The sequence below is a fragment of the Hyalangium gracile genome, from assembly GCF_020103725.1.
In the GTDB taxonomy this organism is placed as follows: Bacteria; Myxococcota; Myxococcia; order Myxococcales; family Myxococcaceae; genus Hyalangium; species Hyalangium gracile.
The window spans coordinates 44,680-68,025 of record NZ_JAHXBG010000042.1 but is presented as its reverse complement, the minus strand read 5'-3'; the positions used below and the strand labels follow the sequence as shown (position 1 = coordinate 68,025).

The 23,346-nt window shown below is 70.1% G+C and carries 21 protein-coding genes; 8 read left to right on the top strand and 13 right to left on the bottom strand.

Annotation, left to right across the window (positions count from 1 at the left end):
- Both KY572_RS44980 and KY572_RS44975 read right to left on the bottom strand, forming a co-directional pair.
- Positions 1-390: phosphotransferase (locus KY572_RS44980; RefSeq protein ID WP_224249965.1), on the bottom strand; the 390-nt coding region annotated here is incomplete at its 3' end.
- Positions 391-532: 142 nt separating this feature from the next.
- Entirely contained in the window at positions 533-1,483 is a 951-nt protein-coding gene (locus KY572_RS44975; RefSeq protein WP_224249964.1) for a DMT family transporter, read from the bottom strand.
- A 245-nt stretch (positions 1,484-1,728) separates the two neighbouring features.
- Between KY572_RS44975 and KY572_RS44970 the strand changes: the two genes are divergently transcribed.
- On the top strand, positions 1,729-3,105 hold the full coding sequence (locus KY572_RS44970) for an NAD(P)/FAD-dependent oxidoreductase (RefSeq protein WP_224249963.1): 1,377 nt from the start codon (positions 1,729-1,731) through the stop codon (positions 3,103-3,105).
- Here KY572_RS44970 and KY572_RS44965 read toward each other — a convergent pair.
- The 3 genes from KY572_RS44965 to KY572_RS44955 form a co-directional block, all read right to left on the bottom strand.
- Complete coding sequence (locus tag KY572_RS44965; RefSeq protein WP_224249962.1) at positions 3,102-3,926, bottom strand: phytanoyl-CoA dioxygenase family protein; 825 nt, start codon at positions 3,924-3,926, stop codon at positions 3,102-3,104. The genes KY572_RS44970 and KY572_RS44965 overlap by 4 nt on opposite strands.
- 57 nt (positions 3,927-3,983) lie before the next feature.
- Entirely contained in the window at positions 3,984-4,958 is a 975-nt protein-coding gene (locus KY572_RS44960; protein WP_224249961.1) for a hypothetical protein, read from the bottom strand.
- A gap of 306 nt (positions 4,959-5,264) precedes the next feature.
- Positions 5,265-6,179 (bottom strand): hypothetical protein, encoded by a 915-nt coding sequence (locus KY572_RS44955; protein WP_224249960.1) that lies wholly within the window; start codon positions 6,177-6,179, stop codon positions 5,265-5,267.
- Between the two features lie 351 nt (positions 6,180-6,530).
- Between KY572_RS44955 and KY572_RS44950 the strand changes: the two genes are divergently transcribed.
- Positions 6,531-9,602: an ATP-binding protein gene (locus KY572_RS44950; RefSeq protein WP_224249959.1), complete on the top strand. Its 3,072-nt coding sequence runs from the start codon at positions 6,531-6,533 to the stop codon at positions 9,600-9,602.
- On the opposite strand, the gene KY572_RS44945 is transcribed toward KY572_RS44950, so the two are convergent.
- From KY572_RS44945 to KY572_RS44920, 6 genes are all read right to left on the bottom strand, one after another.
- Positions 9,514-10,530 (bottom strand): hypothetical protein, encoded by a 1,017-nt coding sequence (locus KY572_RS44945; protein WP_224249958.1) that lies wholly within the window; start codon positions 10,528-10,530, stop codon positions 9,514-9,516. The genes KY572_RS44950 and KY572_RS44945 overlap by 89 nt on opposite strands.
- 13 nt (positions 10,531-10,543) lie before the next feature.
- Positions 10,544-11,239 carry a type 1 glutamine amidotransferase gene (locus tag KY572_RS44940; protein WP_224249957.1) on the bottom strand — a complete coding sequence of 232 codons (696 nt, stop codon included), beginning with the start codon at positions 11,237-11,239 and terminating at the stop codon, positions 10,544-10,546.
- A gap of 117 nt (positions 11,240-11,356) precedes the next feature.
- Complete coding sequence (locus tag KY572_RS44935; RefSeq protein WP_224249956.1) at positions 11,357-11,914, bottom strand: peroxiredoxin family protein; 558 nt, start codon at positions 11,912-11,914, stop codon at positions 11,357-11,359.
- Positions 11,914-12,384: a glutathione peroxidase gene (locus KY572_RS44930; protein WP_224249955.1), complete on the bottom strand. Its 471-nt coding sequence runs from the start codon at positions 12,382-12,384 to the stop codon at positions 11,914-11,916. Before KY572_RS44930 ends, KY572_RS44935 begins: the two co-directional genes overlap by 1 nt.
- A 114-nt stretch (positions 12,385-12,498) precedes the next feature.
- The gene (locus KY572_RS44925; protein ID WP_224249954.1) at positions 12,499-13,500 is read right to left on the bottom strand and encodes an isocitrate dehydrogenase (NAD(+)); all 1,002 of its coding nucleotides are present in this window, start codon (positions 13,498-13,500) and stop codon (positions 12,499-12,501) included.
- A gap of 139 nt (positions 13,501-13,639) precedes the next feature.
- Complete coding sequence (locus KY572_RS44920; protein WP_224249953.1) at positions 13,640-14,431, bottom strand: DUF2270 domain-containing protein; 792 nt, start codon at positions 14,429-14,431, stop codon at positions 13,640-13,642.
- Positions 14,432-14,554: 123 nt separating this feature from the next.
- Between KY572_RS44920 and KY572_RS44915 the strand changes: the two genes are divergently transcribed.
- From KY572_RS44915 to KY572_RS44905, 3 genes are all read left to right on the top strand, one after another.
- Positions 14,555-16,606: a hybrid sensor histidine kinase/response regulator gene (locus KY572_RS44915; RefSeq protein WP_224249952.1), complete on the top strand. Its 2,052-nt coding sequence runs from the start codon at positions 14,555-14,557 to the stop codon at positions 16,604-16,606.
- Between the two features lie 9 nt (positions 16,607-16,615).
- Positions 16,616-17,863 carry a tetratricopeptide repeat protein gene (locus KY572_RS44910; RefSeq protein ID WP_224249951.1) on the top strand — a complete coding sequence of 416 codons (1,248 nt, stop codon included), beginning with the start codon at positions 16,616-16,618 and terminating at the stop codon, positions 17,861-17,863.
- A gap of 132 nt (positions 17,864-17,995) precedes the next feature.
- Positions 17,996-18,919: an Rpn family recombination-promoting nuclease/putative transposase gene (locus tag KY572_RS44905; RefSeq protein WP_224249950.1), complete on the top strand. Its 924-nt coding sequence runs from the start codon at positions 17,996-17,998 to the stop codon at positions 18,917-18,919.
- A gap of 11 nt (positions 18,920-18,930) precedes the next feature.
- Here the strand turns inward: KY572_RS44905 and KY572_RS44900 are convergent, their stop codons facing one another.
- Complete coding sequence (locus tag KY572_RS44900) at positions 18,931-19,545, bottom strand: DUF4230 domain-containing protein (protein ID WP_224249949.1); 615 nt, start codon at positions 19,543-19,545, stop codon at positions 18,931-18,933.
- A 60-nt stretch (positions 19,546-19,605) separates the two neighbouring features.
- Here KY572_RS44900 and KY572_RS44895 point away from each other — a divergent pair, with 60 nt between their 5' ends.
- Together KY572_RS44895 and KY572_RS44890 are read left to right on the top strand one after the other, a co-directional pair.
- Entirely contained in the window at positions 19,606-20,205 is a 600-nt protein-coding gene (locus KY572_RS44895; protein ID WP_224249948.1) for a 2OG-Fe(II) oxygenase, read from the top strand.
- Between the two features lie 37 nt (positions 20,206-20,242).
- Positions 20,243-21,097: an ATP adenylyltransferase family protein gene (locus KY572_RS44890; RefSeq protein WP_224249947.1), complete on the top strand. Its 855-nt coding sequence runs from the start codon at positions 20,243-20,245 to the stop codon at positions 21,095-21,097.
- A gap of 1 nt (position 21,098) precedes the next feature.
- On the opposite strand, the gene KY572_RS44885 is transcribed toward KY572_RS44890, so the two are convergent.
- Positions 21,099-21,662 carry a helix-turn-helix domain-containing protein gene (locus KY572_RS44885; RefSeq protein WP_224249946.1) on the bottom strand — a complete coding sequence of 188 codons (564 nt, stop codon included), beginning with the start codon at positions 21,660-21,662 and terminating at the stop codon, positions 21,099-21,101.
- Positions 21,663-21,779: 117 nt separating this feature from the next.
- Between KY572_RS44885 and KY572_RS44880 the strand changes: the two genes are divergently transcribed.
- A complete protein-coding gene (locus KY572_RS44880) occupies positions 21,780-23,345 on the top strand; it encodes an AHH domain-containing protein (protein WP_224249945.1) in 1,566 nt (521 codons plus the stop codon).
- Position 23,346 lies beyond the last annotated feature (1 nt).

The following is a 23,346-nucleotide window of genomic DNA, read 5'->3' as shown; positions in this document are numbered from 1 at the left end:
CTTGATGTCCTTGTGGACGATGCCGCGGCGGTGCAGCTCCGCCAGCGTGGAGGCCAGCGCGATGCCCAGCTCCAGCGCGCGAAGCACCTCGAAGGGCTGCCCGGTGAGCTCCGAGAGTGGGGTGCCTTCGACCTCCTCCAGCAGCAGCACCGGCCGCTCCTGGAGCTGCTCGCAGGCGTGGACCCGGGTGACTCCGCGGACGTCCCTCAGCCGCTGGAGGATGCCGAACTCGCGGCGGTAGCGCTCGCGCTCGCGGTTGCCCGGGGAGGTGGCCATGGGCGTCTTGAGGATGAGCGCCAGCCCGTCCGAGTCGCGCACGGCATGGAAGAGGAGATTGGTGCCGGTGGCCTTGATGGCCCCTCGAAGTGTGTAGCCTGGGATGTTCAGCATGCTGGGGAGTGATGGGCTGGGAGCGATGTGTAGGCTCTACCGCCACGGGTGGAGCGCGGATGTGACCACGCCCAGCGCGGGACTCGCAATCTGGACAAAGGCTGAACAGCTACCTACTCGGGAGGCAAGCCGTGACTCGGGTTCAGCCGCTGCTTCTCTTGCGAGCCTGCGTGTCCGGAAGCACGGGCTGCTCGGGCGGCGCCAGGTTGGCCAGGCCCGCGGCCGAGAGGATGAGCGCTCCTCCGAGCAACACGGAGAGTGTCAGTGGCTCATCCAGCACCATCACGCCGAGCACGACCGCCACCAGCGTGTCCAACATCGCCATGGCCCCGAGCGCGGGCAGGGAGATGCGCGGCAGCAGCCAGTACAGCAGCTGGTACGTCACCACCGTCCCGCCCAGCGCCAGCCACAGCAAGGCGAACACCGCCCGCGGCGTCCAGTGCGACGGGGCATCCGCCTCCATGAGCAGGGACGCCGCCAGAAGGGGTATGGCGCCGCTCAGGGTCTGCACGCATACCAGCAGGTGCGGAGGGACATGCCCCATGTATTGTTTCACCAGCACGTTGGCCACGGCGATGAGTCCCGCCGAACCCAGTAGAAGAAGACCCCCCAGCATCACCGGGCCGGAGACCGACAGGGAGCCGAGCTCGGCGTGTTGCAGCGCCACCACCCCCGCGAGCCCGAGCCCCGCCGCCAGCAGCTTGCGGGGCGTCAGGTGCTGATCACGCATCAGCACCCTTCCCACCAGGAGCACCCACACCGGGTAGGTGGAGAAGAGCAGCGCGGACCAGCTCGAGGGGATCCACTGCTGACCGATGAACATCATCCCGAAGGGGATGCTGATCTGCAGCGTGCCGATGCCGACGAGCCGCACCAGGGTGCCTGCTCCCAGCGCTCCCACACGCGCGCGCGAGAAGGGCAGCAACACCAGCCCCGCCACCAGCATCCTCACACCCACCAGGCGCAGCGGTGGCAGATCCTCCAGACCCACCTTCGCCACCGCCCACGTTGATCCCCAGGTGATGAAACAAATGCAATACGCCAATGAGACCTTTAGCGTGCTCGCTGGGAGGGGAGCCGGGGAAAAAGCCATGCGGCGGCGGAAGTATCACGGGTTTATCAGGGCTGCATGGTTTAGCCGGTCGCTCTCTGAGGGGGCTGCCGGTAGGGCACAGGCCCACACTTTGAGCCTGAAAGGAATACGACGCATAGGGTCGTACGTATAGAGCCCTTCCTCATACAGCGGGATGTCGTAGCCTTGGGCGTGTCTCACACTCCAGGGGGGAGTTCATGCGAAACACGATGCGATTCGGCAGAGCCGTTGTCATTGGGGGCAGTATGGCGGGCCTCTTGGGCGCGCGAGTGCTCTCGGACTTCTTCGAGGAGGTGATCGTCCTCGAGAGGGACCCGGCTCCCGATGGGCCCGAGGCGCGCAAGGGCGTTCCTCAAGGACGACATGCCCACGGCCTTCTCGATGCGGGGCTCCAGGTCCTGGAGTCTCTCTTCCCGGGGCTGGTGAAGGAGATGTACGCCGAGGGTGGTGAGCGCATGGACATGGGGCGCGACGCCGCCTGGCACACGGCGGGCTCGTGGAAGCCGCGCTACGTCAGCGGCATCGAGCTCATCCTCTGCACGCGCACGTGGCTGGAGTGGAAGGTGCGCGGCCGCGTCGGCGCGCTCCGCCAGGTCAAGCTGCGCCAGGGCTGCTCGGTGGATGGGCTGCTGCTGGATGAGGCGCGCACCCGCGTCACGGGCGTGAAGGTGCGCTCGCCCGAGGGCGAGGAGACGCTCACCGCGGATCTCGTCGTGGACACCGGAGGCCGCGGCTCGCGCGCGCCCAACTGGCTGGAGGCGCTGGGCTTCGGCAGGCCCGAGGAGGAGAAGGTCGGCCTGCAGCTGGCCTACACGAGCCGGTTCTTCGAGCCGCCCGCGCACTACAAGGGCGACTGGAAGATGATGGCCGTGTTCCCCCGCGCGCCCGAGGAGTGGCGCGGCGGCTTCATCGCGAAGGTGGAGGGCGGACGCTGGCTCGTCACGCTCCACGGGTACTTCGGTGACTACCCGCCCACCACGGACGAGGGCTTCCTGGAGTTCGCGCGCGCGCTGCCCAAGCCGGACCTCTGGGAGGCCATCCGCGACGCCCGGCCGCTCAGCGAGGCCGTCATGCACAAGGTGCCCTCGAGCCGGCTGCTGCACTACGAGCGGATGGAGCGCTTCCCGGAGGGCTTCGTCCTCCTGGGAGACTCCGTGTGCGCCCTCAACCCCGTCTACGGTCAGGGCATGACGGTGTGCAGCCTGAGCGCGCGGCTGCTCGGAGAGGTCGTCGCCCGTCAGGCGCAGTCCTCGCCGGGTTCGATCCTGGGCCTGTCGCGCGACTTCCAGAACAAGCTGGCGCGGCTGCTGGGCATCCCCTGGCGCATGGGCACCACCATGGACCTGAAGTACCCGCAGGCGGAGGGCCAGCGCTACCCGGGGCTGGGGCTGCTGCACTGGGGCTTCGGCACCCTGATCGACTTCACCTCGGTGAACACGCTGGCGTGCCGCCAGTTCTACGAGGTGATGCACATGCGCCGCGGCATGGAGGCGCTGATGCGGCCGGACCTGCTCGCGGCCTTCGCCGCCTACGGGCTCAAGAGCCTCTTCGTGCCCTTCCCGCAGCGGGCCAACGTGCACTCGCTGCCGCAGGCTCCGGCCCAGGCCAGCGAGGGCGCCTAGAAGCCTCGCGCCGGCATCTCCGGGGAGCGGCGCAGCCAGTTGTCCTCGGGATAGCTGGCCGCGCCGTCGATGAGGTGCACCGAGTAGGCGTGGCGGCTCCTCGGCGAGGTGTTGGCGCCGCTCTTGTGCGGCAGCAGCCCGTGGAGCACCACCAGCGTGCCCTTCTTCACCTCCAGGGGGACGAAGCCCTCCTGGGGCAGGGGCGTGGCGTCCAGCACCTGGAACGCGGTGCCGCCTCCCGGCGCGCGCACGAAGCGCTTCTTCAGGCCCAGCGTGTGTCCGCCGGGCAGCGCCCACAGGCAGCCGTTCTCCAGCGTGGCGTCCTCCAGCGCGAACCAGAAGCCCAGGCACGTGGGCGGATCCGTGTAGAGGAACGTCGAGTCCTGGTGGCTGTTCACCTCGCCACCGATATAGGGCTGCTTGAAGATGTACATGGACTGGAGCAGCAGCGGCTGCTTCAGGCCCAGCTCCGTGGCTAGGGCGGCCAGCTCCGGCGTGCGGGAGAACGCGTCGAAGCGCGGGTCCAGGTCATGCATCGCGTGGCCGAGCTTGTTGATCGACAGCGCCTTGTCCTGCCGCAGCGAGCCGTCCTTGTTGAAGGCCCCCTCCTCGAAGAAGAACCGGATCCGGTCCCCGGAGGACAGGAAGTACTCGTCCGAGGTCCGCGTCTGCTCGTGGGTGGTGAAGATGGAGATCGTCTCGGGCTGGAAGCCCGCCACCAGCTCCTCGGCGCGAGCCTTCAGGGCGTCGCACGAGGCCGCCGGGACGAAGTCCGGCAGCACGAGGAAGCCCTGTCGCTCGAAGTCATCGGCCCGGCTCATGTTCGCTCCCCTGAGCAGCGGACGGTAGCGCGAACGCCCGCGGGGGAGAAGCCAGGCTCACTTGCAGGCGCCGCAGTCCACCTGGCAGCTGTCGTACGTGTTGGACGTGCCGCAGCTCTCGGTCACCTGGCAGATGCCGTCACCGCACTCGTAGATGTCCTGGCTGCGCAGCCGGGTGGTGAGGGGCTGGTAGGTGACGCCATTGTACGTGCACGAGGTGTAGAAGGTGCCCGACGGATCCAGGGTGCAGTAGCTGTCGCAGGAGCCGACCGGCGTGAGCGGCGAGCACTCGGCGGCGCGCGCGGAGTTCACCCCGTCCGCGAGCGTGCAGGCCCGCGAGGAGCTCTGGGTGGAGCTGAGCGCCGGCCCGTCATTGCCCACGTAGATGCCCTGGCCCGTGAAGAGGTTGCCGAAGAGGCAGGCCTCGCGGCGCGCGTGGGTGGACAGCTCCAGCGAGCTGTAGGGGATGGTCTGGCCGTCGCCGTTGCGCCCCAGCATGGAGATGGAGACGTGGACGCCGTACTTGTTGACGTGGGCGGCCAGGCACGCGGAGACGACCTGCTGCTCGGCGACGGTGGCGGGCAGACCGCTGGCCCAGCCGGGCGCCAGGCCCAGCTTGCCGCTCCAGGAGTAGCCCTGCCCGGTGGTCGCGTCCGTGTACGTGAACGTCTGGCCCGCGGGCGCGGCGCAGAGGACCACGTAGCTCATCACGCTGTTGGCCTGCGCCGGGGCTCCCTGGAACCACGACTGGAAGCTGGTGGCCGACAGGCCGTTGACGGACAGGCCATTGACGGACAGGCCATTGACGGACAGGCCATTGACGGACAGGCCATTGACGGACAGGCCGTTGTCACCCTCCACCTCCTGCAGCTGCTGCTCGGGCTGCCAGGAGGTGTCGGTGGACTCCTCCGGCATCCCGCAGCCGGCGGCCAGCGACACCAGGAGCACCATCAGCGGGGGGACTACCTGCCCTTCGTGGGTGTGCGCCTGGCTCGTGGAGAGGTGTCCCTGGGTCGTCCGAGTGGTCTGCATGTGTCCCCCCGTGCTGGGTGAGTCGAAGTGAGGAGCAGCCGTGAAGCCCTTCGAATCCGGCAAGAACAGGAATGCTCGTTATTGCCGCGAACCAGGTTAATAATCAAAAACTGAGAAAGCTAGTCATGCATGGATAATCCGTGCACCAGTTGGGTCGTGAACAACCCGGGTTTCGGGTAGGCGACAGCGCGTGGGGGTTGGCCCACGGTGGGCACGGCTCCAGCGAGACGGCTCGCCGGGAGGCGCGCCTGCTGGCGCTCAGCACCGAGGTTTCAAGGGCTTAGGGGATGCTCCCGGAGCGGAGGCTCACGGGCAGGCGCCACAGTCCAACAGGCAGTTGTTGTACTGGGTGGAAGTCCCACAGCTCTCGGAGATCTGACACACCCCGTCGCCACACAGGTAGATGTCGTCCGGGCGCAGGCGTGTCGTGATGGGTCGGTACGTGACGCCATTGTAGGTGCAGGAGGTGTAGTACGTCTTCGAGGCGTCCAGCGTGCAGAAGGTGGTGCAGGTGCCGGCGTACATGAGGGGCGCGCAGTCGGTGGTGCGCGCGTTGCCCGCGTTGCTCGAGATGGAGCAGGCCCGGGCCGAGCTCTCGCGTGCGCTGAGGTTGCCCCGGTCGCTGCCGACGTAGATGCCCTGGTGGGTGAAGAGGTTGCCGAAGAAGCACGCCTCGCGCTGGGAGAAGGTCACCAGCTCCGGAAGCGTGAAGGGGATGGGCTGACCCTGGGCGCTCCTTCCCAGCACGGACAGGGGGATGTGGACGCCGTACTTGTTGACGTGGGCGGCCAGGCACGCGGAGATGACCTGCTGCTCGGAGACGGTGGCGGGCTGACCGCTGCTCCAGCCCGGAGCCAGGCCCAGCCGGCCGCTCCAGGAGTAGCCCTGCCCGGTGGTCGCGTCCGTGTACGAGAGCGTCTGGCCGGCGGGCGCCGCGCAGAGGACCAGGTAGCGCATCACGCTCTCGGCCACCGTCGGGTTGCTCTGGAACCAGGCCTGGAAGTCCGCCGCGGACAGGCCATTGGCGGACAGGCCGTTGGCGGACAGGCCGTTGGCGGACAGGCCGTTGGCGGACAGGCCGTTGGCGGACAGGCCGTTGGGGCTCTGGAGCTCGCGGCTCTGAAGCTCATGGGACACGAGCTCGGAGGGCTCGGAGATGGGACTGCAGCCGCCGAGCACCAGGGCCGCAAGCAGCAGGTGGAGCTGATGGCTCGGTGTCATGTGAGTTTCCCTCTTCGTGTTCATGTGTGAGGAAGTCGCGCAGGCCGAGGGGCTCTCGTCTTCTGAGAGAAACGTGTGGCCCGGAGGCGGCTCTGAGAGGCTCCCGCCGCCGGCGGACCCGGGGCGTCTTCCGGCCAGGCGACAGTCCTCTCCAGCAGTGTTGAGGCTCGGGCAGCGCCACCGTTGACTGCTGGATGCGCCAGGTCCGAGCCATGACTGGGGAATTGTCCCGGCCCGAGGGGACGGTGTGCGCCGAAGTGTGATCACTTTCAACGGTTCGTGTGGTGTGGGAGGTGCGCAAGGTGCTCCCAGGCAGTACCTCTCCTGTCGGGTGACAGGTGGGGGCGGGCGATGGGTGAGGTGTCTCCAGCACAGGAGTTGGCCGCGTCGGGGGACGGCCGGGCCAGCCTCACGCGAGCGGTGGGGGCCTCGCGCTGCGAGCCACCGAGCGGGACGGTGGCGCTGGTCTTCACCGACGTACCGAGCGCCTCCCGGCTCTGGGAGCGGTGCCCGGAGGCGATGCGGGCCGCGCTCGAGCTTCAGGAAGAGGTGCTGCGAGGCGTGCTGGAGCGGCACTCCGGCTATGAGGTGAAGACACAGAGCGGCTCCTTCATGCTCGCGTTCGCGTCTCCGGTGGAGGCGGTGCGCTGGTGCCTGGATGCGCAGGAGGCGCTGTTCGAGGCGCCGTGGCCCCAGGAGCTCCTCGCGCAGCCCGAGGCGGCGGAGGAATTGGGCCTTCGAGGCTTCCTGCACCGGGGGCTGAGGGTCCGCATGGGCGTGCACCTCGGCCAGCCGGAGCCGCGCGTCGATGCGCGGACCGGGCGGGTGGACTACCTGGGCCCCGTGGTCAACACGGCGGCGCGCGTGGTGGCGGCGGGGCACGGCGGGCAGGTGCTGGTGAGCGGCACGGCCTGGGCTCGGATTTCGGAGGAGGAGCTGGGGCTGCACTCGGCTCGTCCGCTGGGAGCGTTCCGCCTGAGGGGCATCGAGAGCCCCGTCGCGCTGGTGGAGGTCCTCCCCGCCTCGCTGTCGGACAGGCGGTTCGGGATGCCGCTGGCGGCGCGCGAGCGGCAGGGCAACGTGCCGGCCGTGCAGTCCGACCTCATCGGCCGGAGCTCGGAGCTGGAGACGCTGCGGCGGTGGTTCCGCGCAGGGCATCGGCTCGTCACCCTCCTGGGCCCGGGGGGGATGGGGAAGACGCGGCTGGCCACCCACTTCGGCGGGCTGGAGCTGGAGTCCTGCGCCTGGGACGGCGGGGTGTGGCTGTGCGAGCTGGAGCAGGCCAGGAGCGCGGAGGCGCTCTGTCATACCGTTCGCCAGGCGCTCGGCATCTCTCCCGGGCGGGATGAGGCGGCGGGAGATGCGGTGGAGCAGCTGGGCCTGGCGCTCAACGACTGTGGGCGGGTGCTGATCATCCTCGACAACCTGGAGCAGGCCACCCGGGATGGGGCGCGGATCCTCGCGCGGTGGCTCGCGCTGGCGCCTCGCGCGCGCTTCCTGGTCACCTCGCGACAGGAGCTGGGGCTGCCCGAGGAGCGCCTGCTGGACCTGGGCCCGCTGGCGCTGCCGGCGGCGGGGGAGACACGGCTGGAGGTGATTGCCCGCTCGGAGGCGGTGCGCCTGTTCGTCCAGCGCGCCCGGGAGGTGCGAGGCAGCTTCGCGCTGACGGCCGAGGAGGCGCCGCACGTGGTGGACATCGTCCGTCGGCTCGACGGCATTGCCCTGGCCATCGAGCTGGCGGCGGCGCGCACGGGCGTGCTGGGCGTGGGGCAGCTGCGCGAGCGGCTGTCGCGCCGCTTCGAGCTGCTGCGCAGCGGGCGGCGGGATGCCTCGGCGCGCCAGGCCACGCTGCGCGGCGCCATCGACTGGTCCTGGAATCTGCTGGAGCCGGCCGAGCGGGCCGCGCTGGCCCAGTGCTCGGTGTTTCGCGGAGGCTTCACGCTGGAGGCCGCCGAGGCGGTGCTCATGCTGCCCGCGGGCTCGGCCGAGGTGAGGGCGGTGCTCCAGTCGCTGCGCGCCCGGTCGCTCCTGCGAGCCCAGGAGGAAGAAGGGCCTGGCGGAGAGGGACGCCTGGCGATGTACGAGAGCATTCGCCAGTACGCGGCGGAGCGGCTCCAGGCGCTCGGGGGCGAGGCCGAGCTGGTGTCCCGGCATGCCGAGTGGCACGTGGCGCTCGCGCGAGGCCTGCGGGAGCGGGTGCGCGGCACGGGAGGCGCGGAGGCGCTGCGCCGGCTCGCGCTGGAGCGGGAGAACCTGCTGGCCGCCTGTGACAGCGCCCTCGCCGTGGTGCCGGCCACTCCGCGCTCCGTGGAGCTGGCGCTGGAGGCGCTGGAGGCGCTGGAGCCGGACATCCTCGTCCGGGGGCCCATCAGCCTGCTGCTCGGTCGGCTGGAGCGGGCCATCGGGCTGGCCGACTCCGTGGCGGTGGCCTCGGGGCGCCTGGCCGCCATCCTCGCGGTCCGTGGCCGGCTCCACCTGGAGGCGGGCCATCCCGAGTCCGCGCGAGCCGATCTGGAGCAGGCCCGCGCCCTGCTGCGTGAAGGCGGAGACGTGGCCGGGGAGAAGCGGGTGCTGGTGGACCTGTCCATCGTGGCACGCCACCAGGGAGAGGTGGCGGCGGCCTGGGAGTTCATCCAGCAGGCGCAGCGGCTGTCGTCGGGAGCCGACCGATGGCTGGAGGCCTACGCGCGAGGCCACTTCGGGTTGCTGGAGCAGGTCCGCGCGGGAGCGGAGGCGGCCCTCCCCCACCTGACGGCCGCGCGGGAGCTGTTCCGCGCCGTGGGAGACATGACGCTGGAGGTGGGCTTCTCCACGCACTGCGCCGTGGCGCTCTCGGAAGCCGGGCGCATGGCCGAGGCGGTGGCGCAGGTGACGGAGGCGATGACTCGCGCCGCCAGCGTGGGCGATCAGGCGGGCCACACGCTCGCGCGGCTGCACCTCGGCTGCTTCCTGCTCGAGGAGGGCCGCGCCCTGGATGCGCGCGAGCACCTGCTGGTGTGCGTGCGTATGGGCAGACAGCTCGGCGTGCGCGGCCTGGAGGGCAAGGCGATGGGCGAGCTGGGCCGCGCCGAGCAGGCCCTGGGGCGGCTGGCGGAGGCGAGACACTGGCTGGCGGAGGCCGTCTCCGCGCTGCGGGAGGTGGCGCGGTGGCATGCGCTCCGGTTCGCCGCGCACCGGGCGGAGGTGGAGGCGAGCCTGGGAGACCAGGAGACGGCGCTGGCCAGCTTCGTGGCGCTGGAGGAGGAGCCCGAGGTCCGCGCCAACCCGCTGCTCCGCCAGCTCGTCACGCGGCTGCGCGCGGCGGCGGAGGCGAGCCTCTCGGGCCGTGCCCCCTTCAGCGCGGCGGAGGCAGGGCAGGGCCCGGAGCTCGTCGTACCCCCGGCAGCTCGAGCAGACGCTGGAGCACCTGATCCATCCGCGTGATGCCCTCGTCATTGCGCACGTCCAGGGTGAAGCTGACGTCGTCGTGACGATGGGCTCGATCGAAGTCCAGCGCGGGGCGGGGGAGAGCCTCGATGCCCGTGCTCGGACCGCGCAGGCCGGCGTTCCACTCCCGCACGAGTTGCTCCACCGAGCAGGCCTGGACGTGGAGCCGGTACGCGCGTGACGGCGGCCCGGAGTACTCCAGCCAGCGCCTGCCCTGCACCTCATGGCCGGCCTTGCGCAGCTCGGTGCGCTGCGCCGGGGTGAGGAAGGTCTCGGGGGCGATGGCTCGCGCGCCCAGGTCCATCTCCTCGCCGGGGAAGGCGGCCAGGGTGGAGAGGAAGGTGGCTCGCGCCTTGGGGTCGGCTGGCTTCGCGCGGAAGGCGTCCAGCGCGCGTATCAGCTCCGGCAGACGTCCCTCGAGCGCCTTCTGGCGGGCCGTGAGGACCTGCTGTTGCTCCGAGGTGAGCAGGCCACGCGCCTGGGCGTCGGCGACCAACTCGCTCACCGCTGCCGCCAGGGGCGCCTTCACGGTCGGATCGAAGGAGACATGGGCGAGCAGCGCGGGCTCCTCACCCGCCTCGCGGCGCACGAGGGTCAACGAAGGGACGAAGAGCTCGAAGTGGCCCGCGGGCGTGCTCTGCGTGAGCCCGAAGTCGATCGAGCGATGGACGAACTGGGTCCGCTGCTCGGCCGCCATGGGCCAGGCGAGCCACAGCCCGAAGGCGCCGTCCGCCGCGATCCGCCGAGGCAGCTTCTCCTCCATGTGGAGCAGGGAGACGCTGCCTTCCATCCGCTCCTCCTCCGGGAGGGTGATGCAGGCCCCGCGCAGGGTGCAGACCGCCTTCGGGAGCTGGATGCTCGGCGGAGTGGCCGCCGTCACCAACGTGAGCCCCATGCCGAGTGCTCCCAGCCAGCCTGTCACCATGTTGCAGCTCCTTTCAGCGCACCGCCTTGGCGAAGTGGTTCGCGAGGCGGTGCTGCAGCTCGATGATCTCCGCCTCGGCGGCCTTCAGCTTGGGAAGCTGCGTGCGCAGTTCCTGGACATTCTTGACGCGCTGGGTGAGCGAGTCGTTCCCCGTGGTGAGCCAGCGCTCCAGGTCCGCGGCGCCCAGCTCCATGTGGAACTGGAAGCCGTAGGACTTGCCGAGCCGGAAGGCCTGCTGCGTGTACCGGTCCGTGGAGGCCAGGAGCGTGGCGCCCGGTACGGGCTTGTAGGAGTCCTGGTGCCAGTGGGCCACCACCGTCTTGGGCTTGACGCCGGCAATCACGGGGTCCTTCAGTCCGTCCTGGGTCCACCGGACGGGCAGGGCGCCCACCTCGAAGCCGTTCTTGCCCAAAAACACCTCCGAGCCGGCCGCCGCCGCGAGCATCTGGGCGCCCAGGCAGATGCCCAGGCAGGGCCGCTCGTTGGCGAGCCGCTCGGAGAGCAGGGCGATCTCCTCGCGCAGGAAGGGGTGCTGGTCGGCCTCGTAGACGCCCATGTGGCCGCCCATCACCACCACCAGCTCGGCGTCCACGTCCTCGCGGCGCGTCGTCCGGAAGCGCTTCACGAGGGTGAAACCCGCCTGCTGCAACACCGGTCCGAGCAGGGCTACGCCCGCATCCTCATCGTGCTCGAAGACCACCGCGCGCATCGTCCATCACCTCTGGGGTTCGACTGCTCGTGGGAGGAAAGCACGATCGCGATCTCCAACGCACGAGACAAACGCCCGCGTGTTGGCCCGTCCGTCATGGGCTGGCGGGCCGGCTGCTCAGGAGGCGCGCCACAGCCGCCACAGCAGCCCCAGCCGCGTGGTGTAGCCCACGGTCGCCTGCTCGATGCGGCCGTCCGGAGAGAGGATGAAGGTGGTGGGGAAGCGGTCCACGCGGAACGAGCGCGACAGGCCGGACTCGCCGAGCAGCACCGGGTAGTCCGCGCCCTGCTCCTGGACGAAGCGCCGCACGTCGGCCTCGTCCTCGTAGGCCACGGCCACGGTGAGCACATGGGCCCGGTCCCCCACCGTGCGCCGCACCGCGGACAGCGTGGAGGACTCCACCTTGCACACCCCGCACCAGGGCGCCCAGAAGGCGAGCAGCACCGGCTTGCCGCGCAGGTCCGACAGGCGGACCTGCTCACCGGCCAGGGTGCGCAGCTGGAAGTCGGGCGCGAGCGTGCCGGCGCCGGGCAGGTTGCGCGTCTGCCAGGCCATCACCGCCATGAAGAGGAGGGCCGCCACGGCCAGGTCCACGCCCCAGCGAATCCACCACCGCTGGCGGGCCCGGTACCAGGCGTCCCTCGCCCTCGCGAGCCGCTCGCGCAGCCCTGCCATCACTCCGCCAGGGCGCTGTCGAGGGCCTTCTTCAGCTCGGGGCTCTCGGGCTCGACGGAGCTGGGGAAGGCGGCCTTCACCTGGCCATCCTTGCCCACCACGTACTTGTGGAAGTTCCACTTGGGCGCGCCGTGCTTGCGCGCGAGGAACTCGTACACGGGGGACTGGCCCTCGCCCTTGGTCTTCACCTTCTCGAACATGGGGAAGGAGACCTTGAAGCGCAGCTCGCAGAACCTGGCGATCTCCTGCGAGGAGCCCGGCTCCTGCCCGCCAAAGTCATTGGAGGGGAAGCCGAGCACCACCACGCCCTTGTCCTTGTAGGAGCCCCAGAGCTTCTCCAGCCCGGCGTACTGGGGCGTGTAGCCGCACTCGGAGGCGGTGTTCACCACCAGGAGCACCTTGCCCTTGTAGTCCGCGAGGTTCTCCGACTTGCCGTTGAGGCGGTTCGTCTTCAGCTCAAAGAAGGACATGACAGGCTCCGCGAGGGCGGCGGTTCCGAGGGTGACCGCCGCGAGGGTGAACAGCACAGTGAGCTTTTGCATGCCCCTGGAGACGTCCGAGCCGGCGCCGCGTTTCCGCGGGAATTAAAGCGCGGCGATGATGGCGTCGGTGAACTCGCGCGTGTTGGCGCTGCCGCCCAGGTCGCCGGTGCGCACCTTGCCCTCGGTGTAGACCTTCTGGATGGCGTTCTCCATGCGCTTGGACTCGTCGCGCAGGCCCAGCCAGTCCAGCATCATTACCGCAGACATCATCAGCGCCGTGGGGTTGGCGATGCCCTTGCCGGCGATGTCGGGGGCCGTGCCGTGCACCGCCTCGAACACCGCGGTGCGCTCGCCGATGTTGGCGCCCGGTACCACGCCCAGGCCGCCCACCAGGCCGGCGCACAAGTCACTGACGATGTCGCCGTAGAGGTTCTCCAGCACCAGCACGTCGAAGCGCGTCGGATCCTTCACCAGCTGCATGCAGAGGTTGTCGATGATGACCTCCTCGTACTGGATCTCCGGGAACTCGCGGCCCACCTTGCGGGTGCAGTCCAGGAAGAGGCCGTCCGACAGCTTCATGATGTTGGCCTTGTGGACGGAGGTCACCTTCTTGCGGCCGTTCTTCTTGGCGTACTCGAAGGCGAAGCGGGCGATGCGGGTGGAGGCCTTCTCGGTGATGATCTTCAGCGACTCGACGACGCCCGGGACGATGATGTGCTCCAGGCCGGCGTAGAGGCTCTCGGTGTTCTCGCGCACCACGATGAGGTCCACGTTCTCGTAGCGCGTCTTCACGCTGGGCACGCTCTTGACGGGGCGCAGCGAGGAGTACAGGTCCAGCCGCTTGCGCAGGCCCACGTTGGCCGACGGCATGCCGCCGCCCACCACGGTGCCGGTGGGGCCCTTGAGGGCCACGCCGCTGCGCAGCACCGCCTCCACCGTCTCGTGCGGGAGGTTGGTGCCGTACTTGGCGATGACTTCCGTTCCCGCGTCCTTGTACTCGTAGTCGAGCGGGAGCTTGAGGGCCTCGAGGACCCGGATGGTGGCCGCCATCACTTCGGGGCCGATGCCGTCGCCATTGATGATCGTGACAGTGCGGTTCGCCATGGGCGTGGATTCAAGCCACAAAAGTCCGGGCCCCGGAAGGAGGAAACGCCTGTCCTCGCGCTCGGACTGATGGGAGCCACAAGGTGCCCTCGTCCCGGCGAGCCCAGGGGCGGCTCCGCCGGCTGGGTACCCGTCGACCTCAGTGGGGCGGGGGGATGATCGGCGGCGTGCTGTCCGGCGGGCGGGAGGCCTGGGGCGTCCGGCTGCGGCGCGGCCGGCGCACCGCGTAGGGCCGGTAGAACGACTCCAGCAGCGCCGAGCGGCGGGAGCGGTGGCGGGGCCGCAACTCGCCCAGTGGCGCGCGGACGAAGTATGAGGAGATGAACAGATAGGCCGCCAGCAGGGACAGCACGGCCACGATGCCCATCACGACGCCACCGCTCACCGGGCCCACGTGGGCCCGCTCCACGAACTCGCCGAAGGAGTCCGGGGGCTGCGGGTGGCTGTACACCTTCACGAACCAGCTGAGCAGCAGGACGATGAGGATGGGCCCGTAGGCGCGGTTGAGGCGCGTGGAGATGGCCGAGAACAGGGAGAGGTGGATCTGCGGCCGGGACATCTCCGCGGCCAGCTCGCGCAGGGCGTCCGGGTCCACCGGCTCGTGGCGGAGGATGGGGGCCCAGTACCCGTCCTCGAGCAGGCGCACCCGCCGGTTCCACAAGTCGTAGTACCGGTAGCGGCGCGCCTCGATGAGCAGGAACGAGATGACCATCCAGATGCCCACCAGGAACGTCACGTGGGGGCTGCTCTGGTTGGCGAAGCCGAAGGAGATGACGGCGGCCGTGGTCGTCAGCGCCCAGTTGGTCGTCGTGTCCAGGCGGGTGCGCCACTTGTCCGAGCGGCCCAGCTCGCCACGGTAGAGCTGGGCCATGGCCGTGTCGGAGAGCGTGAGCGTCTCGAGCCCGTTCTTGTCCCGGTTGTTGACTCGCATCCCTGACGCTCAACGTTAAGGAGCCCCTGGAGCCTTGCGGAGGCCAGGGGTTCCAGGCAGCTCGCCTGCCTGCCTGCCCGGACTGGTCATGGCTGCCTGCCGTGTCCACCTTGCTGCCTTGACGTGAAGCCCGACGAGACCATCGAAGCCCTGGCCGGCCTGGTCCAGGAGGAGCGCGAGCGCATCGCGCGCCTGTGGGCCAAGCGCCTCCGGGAGGAATTGTACGAGCTGGACCTGCCTGGCAGGGACCTGCGCGCACCGCTGCGCCGGCTGCTGGATGAGCTGGCTCGCCTGCTCAGCGATCGGCCCGACGACGTGCTGCGGCTCTGGCCGGAGGTGGTCAGGCCCCATGGGGCCTTCCGGTACGATCAGCGCTTCGAGCCCGAGGATCTCGTGCGCGAGTTCAAGGCGCTCGAGGAGGTGCTGCTCCGCGTCTATACCCGTCGGCATGGGGGAGAGCTGGAGCCGGAGGTGGCGGAGTTCGTCACCGAGCTGGTGGGGGAGGCGAACGCGTCGGCCCAGGCCTCGTATGCGCGCGTGCTGAGGACGGAGGAGGTGCGCTTCCGCGAGGCCGCGGTGATGGAGTCCATCCTCTACCACATGGATGTGGGCATCCTGCTGGCGGAGGAGGACGGGAGCGTCTCCTTCGCCACGCCGCCGGTCAGCCGCCTCATGGGGGTGCCCATGCGCTCGGTGGTGGGGGCCCGCGCCCTGAACTCGCTGGCGCCGGTGCTGGCCCAGGTGCATGCGCGCCACCCGTCGGGAGAGGCCTTCCGCGTGACGGACATGCCGTTCATGCGCGCCATCAAGGAGCGCGGGCCGGTGCGCGGGGTGATGATGGTGGTGGAGCGCCCTGGCGGTGGCGAGGCCTCGCTGGAGATGAGCGCCACGCCCATCTGGGAGGAGGGCGGCGAGCTGGCCGGCGTCATCCAGACGCTGACGGATCGGACCGAGGCGGCCACGAAGACGAAGGAGCTGATGAACGCCCACGACGAGCTGCGGCGGCTGCAGGGGCGGCTGTTGCAGCGCACGCGGGCGCAGGCGCTGGGGCAGCTGGCCAGTGGGGCGGCGCACGCGCTCAACAACTTCCTCAACGTGCTGCGCCTGCGCATCACCCTGCTGCGGCGCGAGTTCAAGCCCGAGCACCTGGACGCGCTGGACAAGACGGTGGGGCAGATTGGCGACCTGGTGGGCCGGCTGCAGGAGTTCAACGTGCAGCGCACCGAGGAGGTGCTCACGGACGTGTCGCTGGACACGGTGGTGCGCGAGGCGATGGAGCTGGCGCGCGGCGAGCTGGAGCGGGGAGCGCGCCCGGTGGGGGTGGAGCTGCACCTGGGGAACCCGGGAGCGGTGCGGGCCGATGCCGGGTTCCTGCGCGAGCTGGTGGTGAGCCTGCTGCTGTCGGCGAGGGACCGCATGGAGCAGGGCGGGCGGCTGGAGCTGACCACCCAGGCCGAGGGGACGGACCGGCTGGCGCTGCGCATCCAGGATCAGGGCCCGACGTACGCTATGGAGGAGCTGTCGCGGATGTTCGATCCGCTCAACCGGGATGCTGGGGCGCCTCAGGCGGCGCTGCAGCTGGCGGTGGTGCGGGCCCAGGTGCAGCGCTGGGGCGGCGAGCTGACGGTGGAGAACGCGCAGGGCGGCAAGGGTGGCGCCTTCGTGGTGCGGCTGCCGCGTGCGCGAGAGGTCCATGAGGCGGAGGCGCGCGCCGAGGTGAGCCCGACCGGCCCGCGCCGCTTCCAGCAGACGCGCCGGGTGCTGGTGGTGGACGACGACATCGACAACGCGCGGATGCTGGCGGAGGTGCTGGGGGACGAGGGCTATGACGTGCAGATGGCCCAGAGCGCGGAGGTGGCGCTGCAGCTGTGGGAGCGTCGGCGCTACGACGCGGCCCTGCTGGACGCGCTGATGCCGGACATCTCCGGCTGGGAGCTGGCGCGCGAGCTGCGCAAGCGCACGCCCGAGGCGCTGCTGGCCATCGTCACGGGCATGGACGTGCGCGGGCAGAACCGCGCCAACCTGGCGCTGGTGGACGCCGTGTTCCGCAAGCCCATCGACGTGGGGGCGCTGGATGAGTTCCTCAGCCAGTCCGAGACGCCCACGGCCGAGCCCACGCCTGCCGAGTCTCCATCGGATGGGGAGAAGGTTGGGGCGGACGGGCTGACCCACTAGAGTCGCGGTGTGAGCGCCAACCTGGAGAGCCTCCGTCGCAAGGTGGAGGCGGGCGAGGTCCTGAGTGACTCGGAGCTGTCCGCGCTGCGTGAGGCCGCGGCGGGGAGCGCGGGGCCCACGCTGTGGCTGACGGTGGCGCATGCGCTCGTCAACGCGGGAGCGGAGCGCGAGGCGCTGCCGCTGATGGAGCGGCTGCGGAGGGACTTTCCGAAGGAGCTGCAGGTCCGACTGGGACTGGCGCGTGCGCTGCTGGGGCTGGAGCGGCACGGGGACGCGGAGGAGGTGCTGCGCGAGGCGCTGGTGCTCAGCCCGGGAGACCCCGAGGCGGTCAAGGTGCTGGCGGTGCTGGCGCTGCGCCGGGGCGAGAAGGGGCGGGCGCAGCAGTACGTGCGGGACGTGCTCGAGAGGGATCCGTTCGACGCGGAGGCGCGGCTCCTGAAGGAGGAGCTGGAGGCGGTGGAGCTCCCGGCGGAGGCGCTGGCGGAGGAGCAGGTGCTGCGCCCGGAGTTCAACGCGGCGCTGGCGGCGGCGCTGCGGCGAGCGGGGGTGAAGTTCCGCCTGCAGGGGCGAGACGTGCTGGTGAAGCTGGCTGGAGGCGAGGTGGCGAGGGTGAACGTGGGCTCGCTCTACGGCGCCTATCGCGGCGGCAAGCGGGGGCTGGCGGCCCATGTGGAGAAGCTGGCCGCGCAGCTCGGTGGGATGAGGGCGGGGCTGGGCGAGGACGTGACGGCGTTGGAGCGTGGGGTGCGCCCAGTGCTGCGGCCAGCGGGCTTCGAGGCGCAGGCGGTGGGGGCGGTGCACCGCTCGGGCCCGGCGGGGCTCGAGGTGTTCTACGTGCTGGAGGACGCGGAGTACGTGCGCTACCTGCCCGAGTCGGCGCTGGCGGCCACGGGGCTGACGGTGGACACGGTGGACAGGGCGGCCTGGCGCAACCTGGAGGCGAAGCCGGCGCCGGTGCGTCCGGTGGTGGTGGACCGAGGCGTGGTGCGGCTGGCGGAGACGTTCAGCGGGCTCTGGGCGGTGGCAGAGGGGGACGGACACGACGGGGCGCGGCTGCTCACGGCCGAGCAGCGGCGGCGGCTGGCGCTCCAGGCGGGAGAGGGGCCGCTGCGGGTGAGCCTGGGCTGGCGCGAGTTCGCGCTCGTGTGCCGTGAGTCGGACGCGGCGGAGTGCGAGACGCTGGCGAAGCTGGGACATGCACCGGATGGAATCCCGGGCCTGTTCCGCCTCACCGCCGAGGGACTGACCCTGCTCTGAGTCAGGGGCTGCGTCTCAGCGCCAGGGGAGGTGTCTCCCGGATGAGACGGTAGTCGCGCGCAGTGGACGCGGAGGCCGGGGTGTTCCCTGCGAGGAGTCGCTGGCCCGCTTTGTGCTCTGGCGCTGCGAGCCATGTCCGGTCCGCACGACCTCTTCATTCGCTTCACCTTCGAGCACCCCGAGCGGGCCGCTGCTGAGCTCCGCGCGGCCTTGCCTTTACATGTGGTGGCTCAGGTGGACTGGTCGAGCTTGCGGAGAGAGTCGGGCTCGGTCGTCGACCCGGAGCTGCGGGAGACCGAGACCGATCTGCTCTTTTCAGCCCGTTCGTCCGGGGGACGGCCGGTGTTGCTCTACTTGCTGCTGGAGCACCAGTCCTCGGTGGATCGATGGATGGCGCTGCGCCACGGGCCGGGTGGCGCCTGGAGCGCTCCCCGTCGGGTGGAAGAACTCTTCGATGTGCCGGTTGAGGGCGAGCAGGTGGAACTGTGGAGGACGCTCGCGCCGCGATTCGAGTATTTGTTGGATGACCTGACAACCGAGCGCGCGGAGGCGCTCATGGCGCGACCGGGTCCTCCGCAGGCCCGGTTGGCGCTGCTGGCGCTGCGCTATGGACGTTCCGAAGAACTCGCCGAGCAGCTCCCGGGCTGGAGGGAGCTGTTCATCCAGGTGCAGGCCACATCCAATGGCATCGAGGAATTGAGTGTGGTCTTCCACTATTTGTTGCTTGTGGGGCACGAGGGCGCACGAGACGCCACAGTGGGAATGCTAAAATCCATCGTGGGTACTCAGCGAATGGAGGAGCTGATGCTGGGCTGGGGTGAAGAGCACTTCGAGAGAGGACGGCAGAAGGGCCAGGCTGAAGGGAGAGCGGAGGGGAGAGCGGAGGGGAGAGCGGAGGACGTGCTCCGGATTCTCGCGGCGCGGGGCGTACAGGTCGACGTGGAGTCCCGGAAGCTCATCCTGTCCTGCACGGACCTCACTACCCTCGATCGGTGGTTCGATCTGGCCCTCAAGGCCACGCAACTCTCGGATGTCCTGGGGCCCACGGCTCAGTAGCTCGGCCCGCTTCAGCCCGCCGAGGCCTTCGGCAGCTGGTCCACGAAGCGCACCTCGTTGAAACCCAGCGACAGGAACAGGCCTCGCAACGAGCGCTCGGCGGACTGACGCGCGCGCTCCTTCAGCCGCTGGTCATTGCTCGCCTCGCGCTCGAAGGCGAGACGGGCCTTCTCCAGCAGATGCGCGGTCTGCTCGCTGTTCAGGTTCGAGTCGATGATCTCCGTCTCCCCCGGACGCAGCTCCACCTTCACCTCCAGCGGCGGAAGCACGACATCCACCCGCGAGCCCGTCACCCGGAGATTCGAGGTGTCGATGCGCTGGAAGTCATAGCCCAGGTGCACGTCCGCGAAGACGATGGCCCGGCCCCGGGGCGTGTGGATGGAGTACGCCGCCCAGTTGATGACGTCCTTCCAGAGCGCGTCCGAGGCCACCGGCTCCGGGCTGAACGTCACCTTCTTGTAGAGGGAGACATCGAGCGTCTCCAGCCGCGTCACCTCGCGCATCTGGAGCACGAGCGCCGGCGGGTCGGGCAAGGGCCGCGCCTGGGGCCGCAGGACGATGAACGCGCCGAGCGCACCGAGCGCCACGGCTCCAATGAAGACCAGGATGCGCAGGACGTTCCCCATGGACCCATTCTACCCTGGCTGACAGCGCCCTCGCTCTGAGGCACGGTGCGGGGTGAACACATGGAGCTTCGGGACGACGAGATCGCGGCGCTGGGCACGAAGGGCTTCTTCGTTCGGGACACCTTCCTGGGAAGGGAGCGGGCGAGCTCCGTCCACGCCGAGGCCCGGCAGCGCGCGCAGACAGGAGGCCTCAAGCCCGCGGGCATCCGCCGCGGCGCGGACCGGACCGAGGACACCACCGTGCGCGGAGACTTCATCACCTGGGTCGTGCCCGGGCCGGACACCGCCCTGGGCTCGCTCTGGCAGTCCTTCGCCGAGCTGGGCGAGGCCCTCTCCACCGGGGCCTACCTGGGGCTCGGCCGCTTCGACCTGCAGCTCGCCCACTATCCGGGCGGCGGAGCGCGCTACGTGCGCCACCGCGACGCCTTCCCCGGACAGTCGAACCGCCGCGTGACGGCCATCTACTACGCCAACCCGGACTGGCAGCCGGAGCACGGAGGGCTTCTCCGGCTCTACCTGGACGACGGGACGCTGGAGGTGGCCCCCATTCTGGATCGCGTGGTGGTGTTCCTCAGTGAGAGGCTGGAGCACGAGGTCCTCCCCGCGTACGCGCCACGGCTCGCGCTGACGGCCTGGTACTATGGCAGGGACGCCGCTTGACGCTCTCGGTGCTCCTCTGGAATGGAGCGGGACTACGATGAGACTCATGGTCGAGCGCTCTCCCAACTTCGAGAGAGGAACCCTCTGGCGCACCGTCGTCGAGCGTACGGCGCGGGCGCTCGCCAGTGGCGCGCTGGTGCCCATCCACACCGAGGTGGAGGTCATCCAGGACGAGGGCGTCCCCTTCCTCGTCCGGGTCGTGTCCAACCTGGAGCGCAAGGCCCGGGCCGTGCAGCCCCCCTCCGACGGGAAGCCGCCCAAGAACCCGTTCATCCCTCCCTATGAGGAGGACCTGTTCGTCTCCCTCGTGCCCCCCGCGCACGCGTGCCTGCTGAACAAGTTCAACGTCTTCGACCACCACGCCCTGCTCGTCACCCAGGCCTACGAAGAGCAGGACTCGCTCCTCACCCTCGCCGACTTCGAGGCCCTGCTCGCCTGCATGGCCGAGTTCGACTCGCTCGCCTTCTATAATGGTGGGCGCCTCGCGGGTGCGAGCCAGCCCCACAAGCACCTTCAGCTCGTCCCCGTCCCGCTGGCCGCCGCGGGCCTGCGCACGCCCATGGATGAGGCCATCGCCCGAGGCCGGCTGCCCTTCCGCCATGCGCTGGGGCCTGCGCCCCAGGACGCGGACCAGGCGCACGCCACCTATCTGCGCCTGCTGCGCGAGGTGGGCTGCGAGCAGGCCGGGACGCCGTACAACCTGCTGGCCACGCGCGAGTGGACCCTGGTGGTGCCTCGCACCCAGGAGACGTTCGACTCCATCTCGCTCAATGCGCTCGCCTTCGCCGGCTCGCTGCTGGTCAAGAACCGCGAGCAGCTCGAGCGCGTTCGCGCCGTGGGGCCCATGGCGCTGCTGCGCGCCGTGACGGGCACCTCGGGCGGCCAGCCCTGACTTACCGCAGCGGAGGCGCCAGCAGCACCACCGAGTAGCCCACCGCGGTCCTGTCTCCGGGGTTCTCGTACGAGTGCTTCTGGTCCCCACGGAACACGACCACGTCCCCGGCCTGGAGCTCGAAGCGCTCGCCGCTGGCCACCAGCGCGAGCTGCCCCACCTCGCACGCCAGGTACTCCCGCGTGCCTGGGGTGTGCGGCACGCCCGCGATGCGCACGCGCGGGGGCAGCTCCAGCCGATCGAACTCCATCCCCGGCAGCGGATCCGGCAGCAGCTTGCGCAGCATGCCCGCGCCCCGCTGCCGCACCGGCAGGCTCTCGCGGGGATAGTGCCGGGCGCTGGCCCGGGGGCGGGCCACCAGCTCCTCCATGGACACCTGGAGCGCATTGGCCACCCGGTGGAGCACGGCCAGGGTCGGATTGCTGGCTCCGGACTCCAGGTGCGCCCAGGTCGCCCGAGGAATCCCCGCCAGCTTCGCCAGCTGCGCCTGCGTGGCCCCGCGCGCCTCCCGCAGCCCCTTGATGTTGCGGGCCAGCCAGCCCGCCAGCTCTTCGTCCCCACTCATGGAGGACCACTCTGCCAATGGCTCGACACACCCGCCAATTCGCGTCCCTCCGCGCCACCCCCTCCCTGGGAAAGCGCGGCGGGATGGAGCATGCTCGGGACAGAGGCGTGAGGCTCCATGGTCAGCAACATCGTGGCAGGCGTGCTGGGAGTCTGGGTGCTCGGCGGCGCGGGTGTCGAGCCCGGCTACAACTTCCTGGTGCTGGGCGGCGGCGGCGAGCCGGCGCACAACGAGATCGCCCTGGAGAAGAACGCGCTCTACTTCCAGCGAACGCTGCGGCTGTTCGGGGGAGATCCGGCCACCGCCACCCTCTACTTCGCCAACGGCCACGACGGGCAGGAGACCGTCCGGTACCTGGGTGAGGACGGGAAGGTGCGGTTCAAGGCGCCCGAGATTCCCCACCTCCAGGGGCCCTCCACGCGCACCAGCTTCCAGGAGTGGTGGCGCCGGACCCTCCAGGAGAAGCCCCAGCGGCCCATCTTCCTCTACTTCACGGGGCACGGCGGCCTGAACCCCGAGAACTCGAACAACAACTACCTGGTGCTGTGGGGAGAGCGCTCCTTGAGCGTGCGCGCCCTGTCCCGGGCCCTGGATCAGCTCTCGCCCGACACGCCCGTGGTGGCGGTGATGTCCCAGTGCTACGCGGGCTCCTTCGCCAACTTCATCTATCAGGGCGGAGATTCGCGGGGACCCGTGGCCGCGCAGGCCCGCTGCGGCTTCTTCGCGACGGTGAAGGAGCGCACCTCCGTGGGCTGTACCCCCGAGGTGGATGAGGCGGACTACCGCGACTACAGCTCCAGCTTCTTCGCCGGCCTGAGCGGGGTCAGCCGCGTGGGGCAGCCCGTCGACTCGGCGGACTATGACCAGGATGGGCGCGTCAGCTTCGCGGAGGCCCATGCCTTCGCGAAGGTGGATGGGCAGACCTCGGACCTTCCCGTCTCCACCTCGGAGGTCTGGCTGCAGCGTCGGGCGAAGGACGAGGAGAGGGACGAGCTCTACACCCGCCCCATCCTCGAGATGCTGTCGGGAGCGCGCCCGGAGCAGCGCCATGTCATCGAGTCGCTCGCGCGACGCCTGAGGCTCGAGCCAGGCCTGTCCCTGGCCCAGAACGAGCCGAACCTGCGCAGGGTCGTGACGACGGAGGAGCAGTGGGCCTACGCCATGCGCCTCTGGATGGAGCTCATCAACCTGGGCATGGAGGCTCGCGTGCGGGAGAAGGGGGACCCGAGCGAGCTCGCGGTGCTCGACCGGCTCCTGGCCTGCGAGGAGGGCTCCTGGCACGAGCGCCCGGCGGTAGCCGCGTTCCCCGTGGAGGAAGACCCTCCGGAGGTGCCGGGCCTCTGTGTCTCGGGTGAAGAGGAGGGCGGCACCGCGCACCGCATCGCCACGAGGACGAGCTTCGAGGAGACCGAGGGCGGTGAGCCGTGGACGCCTCGCTTCGAGGAGCTGTTCGAGCAGGCTGGCATGAGCCTGCGAGACCCCGCGAACCTCATCTATCTCCGGGACCACGCCTCACCGCATCCGGAGTCCTACAACCGGGAGATCTTCGAGCGCCTCCAGGCCACGATGGAGGGCTGTGGCGATGAGGAGACCTGCGCGGGCGTGCTGAGGATGGCGCTCCGGCGGCTGGCCGTCGAGCTCTGCACTCCGGACACGCCCTTGAGCAGCCAGGTGTCCTGGTAGT